The sequence below is a fragment of the Marivita sp. genome (assembly GCF_022763305.1).
Taxonomy (GTDB): domain Bacteria; phylum Pseudomonadota; class Alphaproteobacteria; order Rhodobacterales; family Rhodobacteraceae; genus Marivita.
The window spans coordinates 98,369-115,405 of sequence record NZ_JALEGT010000017.1 but is presented as its reverse complement, the minus strand read 5'-3'; the positions used below and the strand labels follow the sequence as shown (position 1 = coordinate 115,405).

Genomic DNA, 17,037 nt, shown 5'->3' with positions numbered 1-17,037 from the left:
TCAGGCGAAGGTGACGGTCAGCCCGTCCAGAAGCGGCGTGTCGAACTGCGTGGACCAGGTGTCGCCCGCCGCAATGGGCCGGGCGTCGGTCAGGGTGCCGGTTGTCACCACCTCGCCGGGCTGGATCAGGTCCGCTTGCGGCATGCGGTCCACCTCCTGCACGAGATGGCGCAGCGCCATCATCGGCCCGCCAAGCACATCGACACCATGTCCGGTCAGAACAACATCGGGTCCGGTCAAGGTGATGCCGCAGGTGGTGATCGCTTCAAGGCGCTCCGGCGTCGGCGCCCTGCGTGGCCCGATCCAGAGAGCGCCATGCATCGCCATCGCCGCCACGGCATCGGGCGCGGTGAAGCGCCAGCCGGGATAGAGCGAGGTCACGATCTCGATCCCATGCGCAACCCAGTCGATGCAGCCCGCCAACGCGGTCAGATCCATGTCTGGCGTGGGCGAGGCCTTGAAGCCGAACACGATCTCGGGCTCGATCCGCGGTTCCGGCAGAGCGGGCAGGGGAATTATGCCATCCGCAGGGATGTCCTGCACACCGCTGTCATACATCCAGCCCCAGACCGGAGCATCGACATTGTAGATCGGCCAGATCGTTCGGTTGGTGAACCCGATCTTGCGCCCGGCGACCGTTGCGCCATGGGCGATGCGCCGGGCATGGATTTCGGAGGCTATGCGGTAGCCCTGATCCAGCGTCAGCTCGGGCATCGAGGCCGTCAGCGGCGGCACCTGCATGTTGCCGTGAAACGCCGCGTAGAGCGTGTCGGTGGCCCAGAACTCAGGCATTGCTCAGGCGCGATGCGCGCCATCGGCGAGCGATTTGACGAAGGAAAGCACCTCATGCACCGGTTTGCCGCTGGCCAGTTCCGCGACAATGGCCGATCCCACAACACAGCCATCGGCAACGCTGGCAATCGCCTGCGAGGCGTCTGGTGTCTTAATGCCGAAGCCGACGATGACGGGCAGGTCGGTCTTGGCCTTGATCCGTGCCACTTCGGGGCCGACATCTGCGGCCTGCGCCTCGGCGGCACCAGTGATGCCCGTGATCGACACGTAATAGACGAAACCGGAAGTGTTCTGCAAAACCTTCGGCAGGCGCTTGTCATCGGTGGTCGGCGTGGCCAGACGGATGAAGTTCAACCCCGCCGCCTGCGCCGGGATGCACAGTTCGTCGTCCTCCTCGGGCGGCAGGTCGACGATGATCAGCCCGTCGATGCCCGCCTCTTTGGCCTGGGTCAGGAACAGGTCCACACCGCGCGAATAGATCGGGTTGTAATAGCCCATCATCACGATGGGCGTTGTGTTGTCGCCTTCGCGGAAGGTGCGCGCAAGTTCCAGCGTGCGGTCGAGCGTCATGCCGCCTTCAAGCGCGCGCTGACCGGCCAATTGGATGGTGCTGCCATCGGCCATCGGATCGGTGAAGGGAAGGCCCAGTTCGATGATGTCCACACCCGCGCCCGGCAGGCCCTTGACCAGCTCGAGAGAGGTGTCGAAGTCGGGATCGCCCGCCATCACGTAGGACACAAAGGCCTTTTTGCCGGCTTTGCGCAGCTCTGCGAATTTGGCGTCGATACGGGTCATGGCGGTCTCCTGAACTGGTCGGACCCGATTGCCGGAGTTGCGCGGGAAAATCAATGGGGCAGGCGACGGGGATTTTGATGCGTGTCAAAGAGACCTTTTTACACACCTGTTACACTCGGCACCAAAGACACAGCCAACATCGGAGTCCCGCATGACCTCAGCCCCTGTCGCCGCCCCCGAAGCCAAAACCGCCGCCAAGCCCAATGGCGCGCTGCCGGATGTGCCGGTGCCCCCCGCGAAGGCGGTCACGGCCGATGACGTGCGACGCGCGTTCGAGTCCGGCAAATACCCCTATCGCAGCCGCCTGTCGCGCAAGGCCTACGAGGCGGAGAAAGCGGCGCTGCAGGCAGAGTTGCTGAAAGTGCAGCTTTGGGCGCAGGACACCGGGCAGAAATTCGTCATGATCTTCGAAGGCCGCGATGCTGCGGGCAAGGGGGGCACGATCAAGCGGTTTACCGAACATCTCAACCCCCGGGCCGCACGGGTCGTCGCGCTGAACAAGCCCACCGATGTGGAGCGCGGTCAGTGGTATTACCAGCGCTACATCGAACATCTGCCGACAGCCGGGGAAATCGTGCTTTATGACCGGTCCTGGTACAACCGCGCCGGGGTCGAGCGGGTGATGGGCTTCTGCGAACCCAGCGAATATCTCGAATTCATGCGCCAGACTCCCGATCTTGAGCGGATGCTCACACGCTCGGGCATCCGGCTTTACAAGTACTGGTTCTCGGTCACGCAGGCCGAACAGAAACGCCGCTTTGCCAGCCGCGAGACCGACCCACTTAAACAGTGGAAGCTGTCGCCCATCGACAAGGCGAGCCTTGATAAATGGGATGACTACACCGAGGCGAAAGAGGCGATGTTCTTCTACACCGACACCGCCGATGCGCCCTGGACCATCGTCAAATCCGACGACAAGAAACGCGCGCGCCTGAACTGCATGAAGCACTTCCTGTCGACGGTGGACTATCCGGGCAAGGATCACAGCATCGCCACCGCACCCGATCCGCTGATCGTGGGCGGGGCCGGGCATGTGATCCACCGCTCCGATCACATCCTCGGCACGTCGCTGCATCCCGACAGCCGAAAGGTGCGCAGCTGACACATGCGCAATTCTGCGCCCATGCGCGGCGGATGATCTTGCCTTGACGCGTCGGGGGTCTTACCTCCGATGAGCATGAAACACGCTTTTTGCGCCCTTGCTCTTGGTCTGGTCGCCGCGCCTCTGGGTGCGCATCCACATATCTTTGTCGAAACCGCCCTCCGGTTCGAGGTGAACGACCGGCTCGAAGTGACGGGTGTGACTGTCACGTGGACCTATGACGATTTCTTTACGCTGCTCATCCTCGAGGACATGGGGCTTGATTCCGATGGCGACGGCGAGCTGACCGACGCCGAACTCGACACATTGTTCGGGTTTGACCTGATTGAATGGCCCGAAGGGTTTGAAGGCGATTTGTACGTCTACTCCGCCGGAGAAAAGATCGAGATGCCGCGCCCGCGCCCCATCGGGATCGCGGTGGAGGGCGGGTTCATCACCGCCACCCATTTCCGCGAGATCCCGCCCGTGCCGGTCGAGGCCATCGAGGTCCTGCAGTATGATCCGACCTACTATGTCTCTTATGACGTGTCGCAGGGCGTGACCCTGACTGATCCCAACTGCACCGCGACCGTCACCGACCCTGATCAGGCAGCCGCGCAGGCCGCTGTCGAGCAAGAGCTGAACGGCGGGTCGATGGAGGACATTTTCAACGAGATGCGTGTGGGCATTCATTTTGCCGATACGGTGACGATCTCATGCGCTCCGCCCTCCAACTAGCCGCTGCGGCTGTTGTCGCGCTTGCCGTCTGGCTCTGGGGGTTTGACGGGGCGCAGTTGCTGGAACGCTGGGCCGCCGAGGGTCAGCGCGCGGCGCAAAGCGGCATGGCGCAGGGCCTGCGTGCATTGCGCGCTAATCAGCCGGGTGCCTTGATGACCCTGATGGCGGTGTGTTTCGGCTATGGTTTCTTTCATGCGGTCGGTCCCGGTCACGGCAAGATCCTGATTGCAGGCTACGGCGTGGCCGAGCGTGTTGCACTGACCCGGTTGTCGCTGCTGGCCGTGCTGTCGAGCCTTGCGCAGGCGGCCACGGCCATCATCGTGGTCTATGCCGGGGTTTGGATTCTGGGGCTGGGCCGTCAGGACATGGTGGGCGCGGCCGAGGATTGGTTCGCCCCGTTCAGCTATGCCGCGATCTGCGGGGTGGGGGCGTGGCTGGCCCTTCGCGGGGCGCTGCGTCTGCGGTCGCAGTGGCACCCGGCCAAGCCGCATCACCGCGATCACCATCACCATCACGACCATCACCACCATGACGACGGCGTCTGTAGCACCTGCGGTCACGCCCATGCGCCGACGCCCGAACAGGCGCAGAATGTCCATTCCCTGCGCGATGCGCTGGTGCTGATCGGGGCCATCGCGATCCGCCCCTGCACAGGCGCGCTGTTCCTGCTGATCCTGTCGGTGAGCATGGGGATTGAGCTTGCCGGCATCCTTGGCACCTTTGCCATGGGTCTGGGCACCGCCAGTGTCACTCTGGCCGCCGCCGCCGGGGCGGTGACCTTCCGCGAAGGAGCCTTGGCACGCTTTGCCGGGGGTGCAAACGGTGCGCGCATCGCCGGTGTGATCGAAACCGGGGCCGGGCTGATCATTGCCATTTTGGCCGCACAGTTCCTGATCCGCGCCATCTGACCCGACAAAACACTTGCCCCGTGCAGAGCGCGGGTCTAACCGACTGGCATGCACACAGCAGAGATGTCATATCCGGCCCATGTCAGGGCCATCCTCGTATTGGGGCTGCCTCTGGTTGGCGGGCATATGGCACAGATGGCCATCGGCCTGACCGACACGATCATGGTCGGCTGGTACGGCGCCGAGGCTTTGGCCACGGTCACGCTGGCCAACACGCTGTTCTTTACGATCTTCCTCTTCGGCTGCGGCTTTGCCTGGGCGGTGATGCCCATGGTGGCCTCCTACGCAGCCGAGGGCGACGATCAGAAAGTCCGCCGCGCCACCCGCATGGGGCTTTGGCTGTCCGCGCTGTTCTGTGTGGTGATGTTCCCGCTCTTGTGGTGGTCGGAGACGTTGCTTCGACTGACAGGTCAGTTGCCCACGATCGCTGCCGAAGCGCAGGTCTATCTGCGGGTGCTGGCCTTCGGTCTGCTGCCTGCGCTGGTGACGATGGTGCTGAAAAGCTACCTGGCCGCATTGGAGAAAACCAAGGTCGTGTTCTGGGTCACAGCCGTGGCCGTGCCCTATAACGCGCTGGCGAACTATGCGCTGATCTTCGGCAATTTCGGCTTTCCCGAATTGGGCTTGCAGGGCGCGGCCATCGCCTCGCTCAGCACGCATGTGTTCTCAATGCTGGTGATCGTGGTCTATATCCGCGTCTTCGTGCCGGAACACAGCCTGTTCCAGCGGATTTGGAAGCCCGACAACGAGATGTTTGTTCAGGTATTCAAGCTGGGTGTGCCCATCGGCCTGACGTCATTGTCCGAGACCGGACTGTTCGCCGCCTCGGCGATCATGATGGGCTGGCTAGGGACGATCCCGTTGGCCGCGCACGGGATCGCGCTGCAACTGGCGTCGATGACCTTCATGCTGCATCTGGGCCTGTCCAACGCCGCCACCGTGCGCGCGGGCAATGCCTTCGGGCGCAAGGATTGGCCGCATATGGCACGGGGCGGGATCGTTGCCCTTGCGCTCTCGGCCTTTATCGCGGCGCTGACAATCGTTCTGTTTGTCGCCCTTCCCGAACCGCTGATCGCCGCCTTCCTCGACCCCGACGATCCGGCCCGGGCCGAGATCATCGCCATGGGCATCACTCTGCTGATCCTTGCCGCGATCTTCCAACTGGTGGACGGCGCACAGGTGGTGGCGTTGGGCCTCTTGCGCGGGGTGCAGGATGCAGGCTTGCCGATGCTCCTCGCGGCCGTGTCCTATTTCGGGGTCGGCCTGCCGGCAGCCTTGGTTCTGGGCTTTGTCGTGGACTGGGGCGCGACTGGCATCTGGATCGGGCTGGTCGTGGGGCTGGCCGTTGCGGCGGTGCTCTTGAACAACCGCTTCTGGTTCCAGATGATGCCCAATCTCAGCCGTCTTGCAGCGCCGACGGTCAACGCATAGAAGCGGCGCAACTTCGCAGGATCAGGAGAGACCGAGATGGGCTTCAAGGTGGGAATCGTGGGTTTGCCGAACGTGGGCAAGTCGACCCTTTTCAACGCGCTCACCAAGACTGCAGCGGCGCAGGCAGCGAACTTTCCGTTCTGCACGATCGAGCCCAATGTGGGTGACGTCGCCGTGCCCGATGCGCGGCTCGACACTCTGGCGGGGATCGCCAAGTCCAAGCAGATCATCCCGACGCGCATCACCTTCGTCGACATCGCGGGCCTCGTGAAAGGCGCGTCCAAGGGCGAAGGTCTGGGCAACCAGTTCCTCGCCAATATCCGCGAGGTGGACGCCATCGCCCACGTGCTGCGCTGTTTCGAAGACGGCGATGTGGTGCATGTGGACGGCCGGGTCGATCCTGTCGCCGATGCCGAAACCATCGAGACCGAGCTGATGCTCGCCGATATCGAGAGCCTCGAAAAGCGGTTGCAGAACATCGTCCGCAAGGTGCGCGGCGGTGACAAGGACGCGGTGCAGCAGGAACGCCTGATGCGCGCCGCCTTGGCCGCACTGGAAGAGGGCAAGCCTGCCCGGACGGTGGCGGTCGACGACGAGGACCGCAAAGCCTGGGACATGCTGCAACTGCTGACCACCAAGCCCGTGCTTTACGTCTGCAACGTGTCCGAGGCGGATGCGGCAGACGGCAACGCCATGTCCAACGCCGTGGGCGAGATGGCCGCGGCACAGGGCAACAGCCATGTCGTGATCTCGGCCCAGATCGAAGAAGAGATCAGCCAGCTTGACGCCGAAGAGGCGCAGGAATTCCTGTCCGAAATGGGCCTTGAGGAAGCTGGCCTCGACCGCGTGATCCGCGCGGGCTACCAGCTCTTGCAGCTTGAGACCTATTTCACCGTCGGCCCAAAAGAGGCCCGCGCCTGGACCATCTCCAAGGGCACGCTCGCCCCTCAGGCGGCAGGTGTGATCCATGGTGACTTCGAGAAGGGCTTCATCCGCGCCGAAACCATCGCCTATGACGACTACGTGTCCTTGGGCGGCGAAACCGCCGCGAAGGAAGCAGGCAAGATGCGGGCCGAAGGCAAGGGCTATGTCGTCAAGGATGGCGACGTGCTGCACTTCCTCTTCAACACCTGATCCACGAAAAAACTTGGCCTCCGTGTGGTTTCCACCCTTGTCCCCGACCGCACACCTCACTAAACGGGTCGGCGGAGACGTGGCCGAGTGGTCGAAGGCGCTCCCCTGCTAAGGGAGTAGGCGGGAAACCGTCTCGAGGGTTCGAATCCCTTCGTCTCCGCCATTTTCCCCAATATTGCGATGGCTCGACCATAAGCTGCTTCAGCGGCTTTCCGCAGGCGGCGGTGTCGGGTGGGCGAGATGCGCGAGAGCGGCTGGATGAGGCTGTGCGACGGGTCCGAAATTATCGGCTGCGGCACTTCCTTCAGCGGGAAGGCGATTGAGCGATGCGTTCACGGTCGGGTTGTAAGAAACGCTATTGGGCGCCTTGGGTCTGAAGATCCTCGACGATCTTCGTGGACTGGGGCATGTCGAGGAGGCAAGTCTGTCCGCACGGCAAACGGACGTCAGCGCTGTGATGTAGACGCATTTTTAACGATCAAGTCGATGGGCGTCGACTGCCCCTGACGACGGCCGCGGATGGCGGCCATGCTGCAGTGTTCAGGGCCGGGGGGCACCGGCTTGATGGCTCAAGCGGCGCGTGCCTCGGAGATGGGCCGTCCGTGAACATCCAGAACTTCGATCTTCACGCGTTTGGCGCTGTTCTTTTCAAGGATCATTGCCAATCCGTTGGCCATGGCATGCGCGGCGTTCAGGTTTCGTGACCTGTAGAAGGAACTGAAGTCGCCGTCCGCGTGGTGTTCCGTGACTGTCGCACCATAGGTCATGGAGCCATCACCGTTTCGCTTTTCGTCCACCTTGATCGTATGTGTCTTTGACATGCACATCTCCCTCGATGTCGTTGCGGCAGACGTCTTGCCTGCCCTGGTGTACCTGCTCCCTCCGCGCGGGCATGAAACCTGCGCAGATGACCCATCGGACTTCGGTTGCCACAAAGCAAATACGCAAAAGTATGGCGGCTTTTATCAAATGGTAAAATATGGCGGACGAGGCGACAGCTGCGCTCTTCGCGTCGCTTGAGGGGCATGCGACGGTGCGGGTGGGCGCGTTCGGGGTGTGCGTGCCGGACTGCTGTCTTCGGTCTTCCTGCGGCGGTCATTCACACCTTTTCAGGGTCTGACTGCGACACGTGTCTTTCCGGGGGCTTGCGCCGTCCTGCATCTTCCATCCGCATGTGACGAAAGCTATCAAGGAAAGCCACACAGCAGCAAAGGGCAGCCTCCGTGATTCAGACCGAAACCCGCATCTTTCAGACGATTGCCACGGATATCTCCGCCCGGCCTGAACAGGTTGCCGCCGCTGTCACTCTGCTGGACGGCGGCGCAACCGTTCCGTTTGTGGCCCGGTATCGCAAAGAGGCCACGGGTGGACTGGATGACACGCAGTTACGGACCCTGGCGGACCGGCTTGATTATCTGCGCGAGTTGGAAGCGCGCAGAGAGACCATTCGGCATTCGATCAAGGAACAAGGCAAACTCACGGATGCCTTGAGCGCCGCGATTGCGTCCGCCGAGACCAAAGCCGCGTTGGAGGATATCTACCTTCCGTACAAGCCTAAACGCCGTACCAAGGCCATGATCGCCCGTGAGAACGGCTTGGAGCCCTTGCTGCGGAGCATCCTTGCTGATCGCGCTGCCGATCCAGAGGCACTGGCGGAAGGGTTCGTTTCGCAGGAGGTGCCCACAGCCAAAGAGGCGCTTGCGGGGGCACGGGACATCCTGACCGAGGAATTGAGCGAAAACGCGGACCTTCTGGGTCGGTTGCGCGCCTTCATGCACGAGGCTGCGTGGATCACGGCGCGGGTGCAGCCGGGCAAGGAGGCGGCTGGAGCGAAGTTTTCGGATTATTTCGATCATCGGGAAAAATGGGCCACGATCCCGTCGCACAGGGCGTTGGCGATCCTGCGTGCGGCAAAGGAAGAAATCGTCACGGTCGATATCGCGCCCGATCCGGAAACGGATGTGCCGCGCGCGGTGAACATGATCGCGGCGGCAGTAGGCATTCATGGCACGTCGGCAGGTGACGTTTGGCTTCGCGCGGCGGCAGACTGGACCTGGCGCATCAAGCTGAGCCTGACCATGTATGTCGATCTGATGGCGGATCTTCGCAAACGCGCACATGAGGAAGCCATCGCGGTTTTTGCTCGGAACCTGCGGGACTTGCTGCTGGCTGCCCCCGCCGGTCCGCGCGCGACGCTGGGGCTTGATCCGGGCATTCGGACGGGCGTCAAGGCGGCCGTCATCGATCCAACGGGCAAGCTGCTTGAAACAGCGACGCTCCACCCGTTCCAGCCGCGCATGGATGTTGCAGGTGCGCAGGCGTCGATCCTGGACATGATCCGGCGTCATGGCGTTGAACTGATTGCCATTGGCAACGGAACGGCCAGTCGCGAGACGGAAAGACTGGTTGCCGATACTCTCAAACACCTGCCGGCAGGGCTTGCGCGTCCGTCCAGTGTCATCGTGTCCGAGGCCGGCGCGTCGGTCTACTCGGCCTCGGAACTCGCCGCACAGGAGTTTCCGGACCTTGACGTGTCCCTGCGAGGCGCGGTCTCGATTGCGCGTCGATTGCAGGACCCGTTGGCTGAACTGGTGAAGATCACCCCCCAATCCATTGGCGTCGGTCAGTACCAGCATGATGTGGACCAAAGGCGTCTTGCGCAGGCGCTCGACGCTGTCGTCGAAGATGCCGTGAATGCCGTTGGCGTTGATCTGAATATGGCGTCTGCCGCTCTTCTGGCCCGTGTCGCCGGTCTCGGACCGTCCCTGGCTCAGGCCATCGTCTCGCATCGCGACGCGCATGGCGAGTTTGCATCGCGGAAGACCTTGCTCAAAGTGTCCGGGCTCGGGCCCAAGGCTTTTGAGCAATGTGCCGGGTTTCTTCGTCTCAGAAACAGCACCGAACCGCTGGATGCGACGTCGGTTCACCCCGAAGCGTATGACGTGGCGCGTCGCATCGTGCAGGCCTGCGGCCGCGATATCCGATCAATCATGAAAGAGCCGGAGGCGCTGCGCGCTCTTCGGGCAAGTGACTTTGTCGATGACAGGTTCGGTCTGCCAACAGTCCGCGATATCCTCTCGGAGCTCGAGAAACCGGGGCGCGATCCCCGTCCGGATTTCGTGACCGCCCGGTTTGCCGACGGTGTTGATGATATCAAGGATCTGCGTCCCGGCATGTCGCTTGAAGGGACTGTCACCAATGTCGCCGCATTCGGCGCTTTTGTGGATATCGGTGTTCACCAGGATGGGTTGGTTCACGTGAGCCAGTTGGCCGACCGTTTCGTCAAGGACCCACACGAGGTCGTCAAGGCCGGCGATGTCGTTCGGGTGCGTGTTGTGGAGGTGGACGTCGCGCGGAAACGGATCGGGTTGAGCATGCGCAAGGACAACGTGAAGCCCGAGCCTACGGAGCGGCGATCCAAGTCCGGTGGCACAGCACGCAAGAGCAGCCCGGGAAAGCCGCAGGGAAAAGCAAGTGGTTCAGCTTCGGGCGGTGGCGGGCAGGGGGCGCTGGGAAATGCGCTCAGGGCTGCCATGTCGGGTAAGACCGGGAGACAGTGATCGGTGCGTTCAGCTGATCCGTCGGTGTCACCCCAATTCTAGCGAGGCGACGGCGTGCAGCGTTCCAAGGGCGTTTGGCGCGGTGCCGCGATACATGCGCGCGGTGTTGAAGTTTTGTTCAAATCCCTTTTGGGCCAGTAGGTCTGCAAAGGGTTCAGCGCTTGCCGGGACGTCGATCGTCACGTGCGTTTCGGCAATGGAAGCTGCGGCTTGGCGCGCCAGATGCTCGGCCTCGTGGAGATCCGGTGCAATGATGGGACCGATCTTGCACCCGGTGCGACAGGCGCGTGCCGTGGCAAAGCCGGTCACCTCTCCGCCCTTGCGCAAGACAACCGTCTTTCGGGTGGCGCCGTTTTCAAGCCAGGCCCGGAGGAAGCGATCGCGCCGGACGCCCGTCGCGGCAGGATCCAATTCGGCGATGTCCGCGAAATCCCCTGGTTCCGCGAGCACAAAGCCCGTGTCGACGCGTTCGAATTGCCCGGTCCATCGGCACGTGCGTCCGGCCAGGATGAACCCGGATGTCCTGTAATTGGCCTCCTGTGCCGGAACACCGTCCAAGCCAACGGTCCTGTCGCCGGCATGTGCCAGCGCATGGGTCCAAAGACCAAAGCCGATGCCCCGACCCCGATACTCCGGCAGGCACAGGTACAGACCGAGAAAGGCGTGATCGTCCGAGTGGTTCACAACGGAAATCGCAGCAACCACCGTGTCTTCGGTCTCGGCGACGAAAAACCCGTCAGGATCCGCCTGATAGAAGGGCTTTGCGTCGTCGAGCCCCGGGTTCCAGCCTTCCTTCGCGGCCCAATCCAGCATCATCGACACTTCGGGCAACGTGGCGTTGCGACAGCGGAGCTCTGTCATCGCTGCAACGCTTCCCGAAGGGAGGTGGGCGGCTGGCTCACATTGCGCAGATCGAGCGACGCCACGAGATCGAGAAGATGGCTTTTCATCAACTGCTCGGCCGCATCGCCGTCGCGGTGTGCAAAGGCATCGAGCAGCGCATGATGCGCCTGCGTTTCGCACAGCGCGGCACGGCGGCGCCAGTAAAGAGCGATGATCAGGGATGAGCGCGCGATCAGTTCAGAGATGAATGTCTCAATCGTCGATTGATCTGCTATCCGAGCGATTTCGATGTGAAACTGACCGGACAGAAACAGAGCACGACCGTTTTCGCCGGCATCGAGGGCGGCATGCTCATTGCAAATATTCTCGGTCAGGAGGTCCAGGTCCGCATCGGTCATCCGCAGCGCTGCGGAGTGGGCCGTGCGTGGTTCAAGCAGCGACCGTGCTTCGAACACTTCGCGCGCTTCTCGTACCGACGGCTGCGCGACAAACGCGCCTCGGTTGCGCTTGAGTTCCACGAGGCGGCGATGTGACAGAGCCAGAAGTGCGGCGCGGACAATGGTTCGGCTGATCCCATAGGCGTCGCTCAGTTCGTCTTCCCCAAGCTTTGTGCCCGGCGGCAGGCGGTGCTCGTGAATCGCGCGTTCCAAGTCTGCCACGACGGTGTCGCTCGTCCAGCCCTTTGTCTCGATCTTGTTCATGGTTCTCACACACCGCTCCGCTCTGCCTCCAAGTCTTTCCGATTCGTGTGTGCCGGCACAAGCAAGCGGCGTGGAAACAGTTTATGGAACGAGATTGTATACGATTTTGTGCCGTTTTCTGTGCACATCATTCGCGCGTGCGCTCAAAAAACGGGCGAATTGTGTTTTCGGCTCTCGCGCCTGCGGAAATCACTGCCGGTCCCGTCCGCGCTCTGCACAGGGTGATGTCAAGCGACGACATGGGGGACCTGATGCGAACAGGCTATGATCTTGAACTTGTTCACCTGACCAAGCGCTATGGTGACACGGTGGCGGTACGGGATCTGAACCACGTGTTTGCCAAGGGCAGCTATGTCTGTCTGCTTGGTCCGTCCGGCTGCGGCAAGTCATCGACGCTGCGGATGATCGCCGGTCATGAAGACGTCAGCGACGGCCAGATCGTCCTGGATGGGCAGGACGTGTCGGACCTGCCGCCGGCACGGCGCGGGACCGCCATGATGTTCCAGAACTATGCTCTTTTCCCGCACCTGTCGGTGCGCGACAACGTGGCGTTTTCGCTGCGGATGAAGGGCGTCGAAAAAGAGACGCGGCACGCCCGCGCCAACGAGTTGCTCGAACTGGTGGACATGACACATCTGGCGGACCGTCTGCCGGCGCAGTTGTCCGGCGGCCAGCAGCAGCGCGTCGCGCTTGCCCGCGCGCTTGTGACCGAACCCAAGGTGCTGCTGCTGGACGAACCGCTTTCGGCGCTCGATCCCTTCCTGCGTATTCGGATGCGGACAGAGCTGAAAAAGCTGCAACGCGAATTGGGCATCACCTTCATTCACGTGACACATGGTCAGGACGAAGCGCTCGCGCTCGCCGACGAGATCGTCGTCATGAACGACGCGGTGATCGAACAGGCGGGCCCCGCACGCGAGGTCTGGGCGCAGCCGCGCACCGAGTTCGTCGCCCGGTTTATCGGAGGTCACAACGTGATCGCGTTGCCTGACGGCAAGGCCACCGTGCGCGCCGATGCCGTGACGCTGGGCGAGGGAGGCGTGCCAGCCACCGTGATCGCTGTGGAATATCAAGGCGCTTCGGTCGCCGTGACCGCAACCACGTCGGGCGGGGACGAGGTTCTCGCCCTGCTTCCGGAAGAGCAGTTCTTTCAATCCCCAAAATCACCCGGCGAAGCAGTGACGCTCTGCTGGGACGATGGGCGGCTGCACCGCCTGCAGGCCTGATCGGCCAATCCAACTCCACACCGAACCCCTGGAAAAAGAGGAACAGTACAATGGCAAAACCCAAGGTCGGCTACACCCGCCGCTCCATTCTGAAGACCGGAGGCGCGGCGCTTGCGGCCTCCGCACTTCCCGCACCCATGCTCTGGGCGCAGGACACGAAGAACATCGTGCTGCGCCAGTTCGGCACCGGCGTGTCGAACCTCAACGATGTCGCCAACAAGGTGAAGGAAGACCTTGGCTTCACGCTTGAGATGACGGCTCTCGATTCCGACAGCGTGACCCAGCGCGCGGCCACTCAGCCCGACAGCTTTGACATCGCGGATATCGAATACTGGATCTGTAAGAAGGTTTGGCCGACCGGCAACCTGCAGGCCATGGATACGTCGAAAATCGCCAATTATGACAAGATCGTCGGCATTTTCCGGAGCGGCAAGCTGACGCCCGAGTCGACAATCGCGCAGGGCACCGCACCCCACAGTGTCGGCTTTGTCGACGGCCCCGGCGGGACGTCCTTTGCCAGCGAAGAAACCGGCTGGATGACGCTCATCCCGACGATCTACAACGCAGACACGCTGGGCATCCGCCCGGACCTGATCGGCCGCCCGATCGAATCCTGGACCGAGCTGCTGAACCCCGAGTTCAAGGGCAAGGCGTCGATCCTCGACATCTCGTCGATCGGCATCATGGATATGGCGATGGTCTGCGAAGCCATGGGCGAGATCCAGTATGGCGACAAGGGCAACATGACCCGTGAAGAAATCGACAAGACCATGGCGATCTTCACCGAAGCCAAGCGCAATGGCCAGTTCCGCGCCTTCTGGAAGACCTTCGATGAAAGCGTCAACCTGATGGCGTCCGGTGAAGTCGTGATCCAGTCCATGTGGTCCCCGGCGATCACCGCTGTGAAGTCCCGCGGCATCCCCTGCGTCTACCAGCCGCTCAAGGAAGGCTACCGCAGCTGGGGTGGCGGCATCGGACTGTCGTCCTCGCTGTCGGGCATGGAGCTTGATGCGGCGTATGAATACATCAACTGGTATCTCTCCGGCTGGGTCGGCGGCTACCTGATGCGCCAGGGCTATTATTCGGCGGTTCCGGAAACCTCGAAGAACTTCATGTCCGAGAACGAATGGGGTTACTGGTTCGAGGGCAAGGAAGCCACCGATGTCATCACCTCGCCCACCGGCGACACGCTGGCGCAAGCCGGCGAGACCCGCGACGGTGGCTCGTTCTACGACCGAATGGGCGCCGTGGCCTGCTGGAACGCCGTCATGGACGAGAACCAGTACATGGTCCGCAAGTGGAACGAATTCATCGCCGCGTGATGGAGTTTCGCCTCGCGGACGCGTGGCGACTGGCTGGGGGGCATTCTGCCCCCCAGACCCCCCTGAGAGTTTATCCGGCAAGATGAAGCCGGAGCCGGCGAGATCGAGGCCGAGCCGGTCGCAACGATGGTGAGAATATGCAGATCAAGAGCAGGCATCTATTGGGATGGCTTCAGGCGGCCCCGCTGAGCATTGTCCTGCTGGCGTTCCTGATCGCCCCCATCGTGATGATCGTGATCGTCAGCTTCTGGGGCGCGACCGAGTTCTCGATCTACCCGGCGTTCCAGTTCGACAATTACGAGTTTCTCTTCGGCTCGCCGGTCACCTACCGGGTGTTCGGCGCGACATTGAAATACGCGCTCATCACCTGGGCGCTGACCCTCGCCATCGGATTCACCGTGGCCTATTTCCTGGCCTTCCACGTGCGCAGCCTGACGATGCAGATCGCGCTGTTTCTGGTCTGCACCATCCCGTTCTGGACATCGAACATCATCCGCATGATTTCGTGGATCCCGTTTCTGGGGCGCAATGGCATTGCCAACCAGACGCTGATCTCGTGGGGGGTGATCGACGAGCCGCTGGAATGGCTGCTCTATTCCGATTTCTCGGTGATCCTTGCGTTTGTGCATCTTTATACGCTGTTCATGGTGGTGCCGATCTTCAACACGATGATGCGCATCGACAAGTCGCTGCTGGAAGCGGCGCGCGACAATGGTGCGTCGGGTTTCCAGACGCTGGTTCACGTGATCATTCCCCTGACAAAGCCCGGCATCATGATCGGAACCATCTTCGTGGTGACGCTGGTCATGGGCGATTTCATCACCGTCCGTTTCATGTCCGGATCGCAGCGCGCCAATGTGGGGCGATTGATCTCGAACGATATCGGACTGCTGCAATACCCGTCTGCGGCGGCAACGGCCGTTGTGCTGCTCTGCACCGTGCTGATCGTGATCGCGATCCTGCTCCGCTTCGTCAACATCCGGAAGGAGCTTTGAGATGGAGCGCAGACCGCGCAGTTTCTACGTGCTGGCCGTGTTCTTCGGGCTGTTCGTGCTGTTCCTTTATGGGCCGATCCTGACAATCGGCATTCTGAGCTTTCAGGGGCCGCAGGGTGGGCTGACCTTCCCGATGAACGGGGTCTCGGTGTATTGGTTCCGCGACCTCTTTCAGGAACAGGCGGTGGGCGACATCTGGGGTGCCTTCCGGCGCAGTTTCGGGCTCGGACTCATGGTCATGGTGACAACCGTCGTTGTTTCGGTGATGGCGGGTCTCGCTTTCCGAAAGCGTTTCTGGGGGTCGGGTCTCGTGTTCTATGCGGCGATCACGTCTCTGGTGATCCCGTCGATCCTGATTTCGCTGGGGGTCGGTCTGATCTTCAACCAGCTTGGACTGAAGGTGCATTGGGCGACGAGCGGGTTCGGATCGCAACTGACATGGACCTTGCCTTTTGGCCTGCTCATCATGTTTGCGGTCTTCAACCGGTTCGACAAGAGCTATGAAGAGGCCGCCCGCGATCAGGGCGCGACCGCGTGGCAGACGCTTCGTTATGTGGTGCTGCCCATCATCGCGCCGTCGCTGATCGGTGTGGCTCTGTTCGGCTTCACGCTGAGTTACGATGAGTTCGCGAGAACCCTTCTGACGGCTGGAAGTTACAACACATTGCCGCTCGAAATCTTTGGCATGACAACCAATGTGACAACCCCGGTGATCTATGCCCTGGGGACACTGACAACCGCCTTTTCATTCGCGATCATTGCGGCCTTTCTGCTGGGCGTCTGGATCCTTGGAAAACGCCGCGCGCGGCTGGGCTCTGACGCAGGGAAGGGCGTATGAAGATTGCCTATATCAATCCCAATTCGACCGAGGGAATGACAGAAAGTATCGTTGCAACAGCGCGCAACGTGATGCCGGAGGTCGATATTGTCGGTTTGACGAATAGCGATGGTCCTGCGGCCATCCAGGGCAAGTCGGATGGCGACGCGGCGGTTCCGGGCATGCTTGGACTTTTGCCGAAGGCACGACGGGATGGTGCCGATGTCATTGTGATCGCCTGTTTTGACGATACCGGGTTGGACGAGGCACGAACCCGAGCGGGCTGTCCCGTTCTGGGAATTGGTCAGTCGAGCTTTGTCATGGCCCAATTGCTTGGATTGCGGTTTTCGGTCATCACCTCGCTTGCGGTCTCGATCCCGGTCATCGAAGAGAACATTCACCACCAGGGGTTCTCGGGGATTTGTGCGTCGGTTCGTGCAAGTGGGCTTCCGGTCCTGACCATCGACGAGGGGGGACCGGACGTGATCGCGCGCATTGTCGCGGAAGTCGAGGTTGCTGCGGCCCAAGATGGCGCGGCCTGTGCGGTTCTGGGATGCGCGGGCATGGCGCATATCGAACCAGAGCTGGCGGCGCGTGCGTCGATCCCTCTGATCGAGGGTGTCGCTGCGTCCGCCCGGCTGGCCCAAGTTGTTGCCCGCGGATAGGGCAATCCGCCTCCGGCCCGGCGGATGCG

General features: G+C 62.0%; 16 protein-coding genes and 1 tRNA gene. 12 read left to right on the top strand and 5 right to left on the bottom strand.

Annotated features, from left to right (window positions below; translation table 11 throughout):
* Positions 1-792, bottom strand: a complete 792-nt coding sequence (locus MRY75_RS03065; RefSeq protein WP_292305679.1) for a hypothetical protein — start codon at positions 790-792, stop codon at positions 1-3.
* Positions 793-795: 3 nt separating this feature from the next.
* A complete protein-coding gene (gene trpA / locus MRY75_RS03060) occupies positions 796-1,587 on the bottom strand; it encodes a tryptophan synthase subunit alpha (protein ID WP_292305678.1) in 792 nt (263 codons plus the stop codon).
* 151 nt (positions 1,588-1,738) lie between these two features.
* Here trpA and ppk2 point away from each other — a divergent pair, with 151 nt between their 5' ends.
* From ppk2 to MRY75_RS03030, 6 genes are all read left to right on the top strand, one after another.
* The gene (gene ppk2, locus MRY75_RS03055; protein WP_292305677.1) at positions 1,739-2,689 is read left to right on the top strand and encodes a polyphosphate kinase 2; all 951 of its coding nucleotides are present in this window, start codon (positions 1,739-1,741) and stop codon (positions 2,687-2,689) included.
* A 75-nt stretch (positions 2,690-2,764) separates the two neighbouring features.
* A complete protein-coding gene (locus MRY75_RS03050) occupies positions 2,765-3,406 on the top strand; it encodes a DUF1007 family protein (RefSeq protein WP_292305676.1) in 642 nt (213 codons plus the stop codon).
* Positions 3,385-4,314, top strand: a complete 930-nt coding sequence (locus tag MRY75_RS03045; protein ID WP_292305675.1) for a hypothetical protein — start codon at positions 3,385-3,387, stop codon at positions 4,312-4,314. Before MRY75_RS03050 ends, MRY75_RS03045 begins: the two co-directional genes overlap by 22 nt.
* A gap of 48 nt (positions 4,315-4,362) precedes the next feature.
* A complete protein-coding gene (locus tag MRY75_RS03040) occupies positions 4,363-5,745 on the top strand; it encodes an MATE family efflux transporter (RefSeq protein WP_292305674.1) in 1,383 nt (460 codons plus the stop codon).
* Between the two features lie 36 nt (positions 5,746-5,781).
* On the top strand, positions 5,782-6,879 hold the full coding sequence (gene ychF / locus MRY75_RS03035; protein ID WP_292305673.1) for a redox-regulated ATPase YchF: 1,098 nt from the start codon (positions 5,782-5,784) through the stop codon (positions 6,877-6,879).
* Positions 6,880-6,952: 73 nt separating this feature from the next.
* A tRNA-Ser gene (locus MRY75_RS03030) sits at positions 6,953-7,042 on the top strand.
* A 406-nt stretch (positions 7,043-7,448) separates the two neighbouring features.
* On the opposite strand, the gene MRY75_RS03025 is transcribed toward MRY75_RS03030, so the two are convergent.
* Entirely contained in the window at positions 7,449-7,700 is a 252-nt protein-coding gene (locus tag MRY75_RS03025) for a hypothetical protein (RefSeq protein ID WP_292305672.1), read from the bottom strand.
* A gap of 402 nt (positions 7,701-8,102) precedes the next feature.
* Between MRY75_RS03025 and MRY75_RS03020 the strand changes: the two genes are divergently transcribed.
* Positions 8,103-10,439: a Tex family protein gene (locus MRY75_RS03020; RefSeq protein WP_292305671.1), complete on the top strand. Its 2,337-nt coding sequence runs from the start codon at positions 8,103-8,105 to the stop codon at positions 10,437-10,439.
* 27 nt (positions 10,440-10,466) lie between these two features.
* Here the strand turns inward: MRY75_RS03020 and MRY75_RS03015 are convergent, their stop codons facing one another.
* Entirely contained in the window at positions 10,467-11,300 is an 834-nt protein-coding gene (locus MRY75_RS03015; protein WP_292305670.1) for a GNAT family N-acetyltransferase, read from the bottom strand.
* A complete protein-coding gene (locus MRY75_RS03010; RefSeq protein WP_292305669.1) occupies positions 11,297-11,983 on the bottom strand; it encodes a GntR family transcriptional regulator in 687 nt (228 codons plus the stop codon). Before MRY75_RS03010 ends, MRY75_RS03015 begins: the two co-directional genes overlap by 4 nt.
* Before the next feature lie 251 nt (positions 11,984-12,234).
* Between MRY75_RS03010 and MRY75_RS03005 the strand changes: the two genes are divergently transcribed.
* The 5 genes from MRY75_RS03005 to MRY75_RS02985 all read left to right on the top strand — a co-directional run bounded on the left by MRY75_RS03005 (position 12,235) and on the right by MRY75_RS02985 (position 17,008).
* Positions 12,235-13,209: an ABC transporter ATP-binding protein gene (locus MRY75_RS03005; protein ID WP_292305668.1), complete on the top strand. Its 975-nt coding sequence runs from the start codon at positions 12,235-12,237 to the stop codon at positions 13,207-13,209.
* Between the two features lie 50 nt (positions 13,210-13,259).
* Positions 13,260-14,531, top strand: coding sequence for an extracellular solute-binding protein (locus MRY75_RS03000; protein WP_292305667.1), 1,272 nt, complete (start codon positions 13,260-13,262; stop codon positions 14,529-14,531).
* A 137-nt stretch (positions 14,532-14,668) separates the two neighbouring features.
* Positions 14,669-15,526, top strand: coding sequence for an ABC transporter permease (locus tag MRY75_RS02995; protein WP_292305666.1), 858 nt, complete (start codon positions 14,669-14,671; stop codon positions 15,524-15,526).
* Between the two features lies 1 nt (position 15,527).
* Positions 15,528-16,364, top strand: coding sequence for an ABC transporter permease (locus MRY75_RS02990; RefSeq protein WP_292305665.1), 837 nt, complete (start codon positions 15,528-15,530; stop codon positions 16,362-16,364).
* Entirely contained in the window at positions 16,361-17,008 is a 648-nt protein-coding gene (locus MRY75_RS02985; RefSeq protein WP_292305664.1) for an aspartate/glutamate racemase family protein, read from the top strand. The genes MRY75_RS02990 and MRY75_RS02985 overlap by 4 nt, the downstream gene beginning before the upstream one ends.
* Positions 17,009-17,037 lie beyond the last annotated feature (29 nt).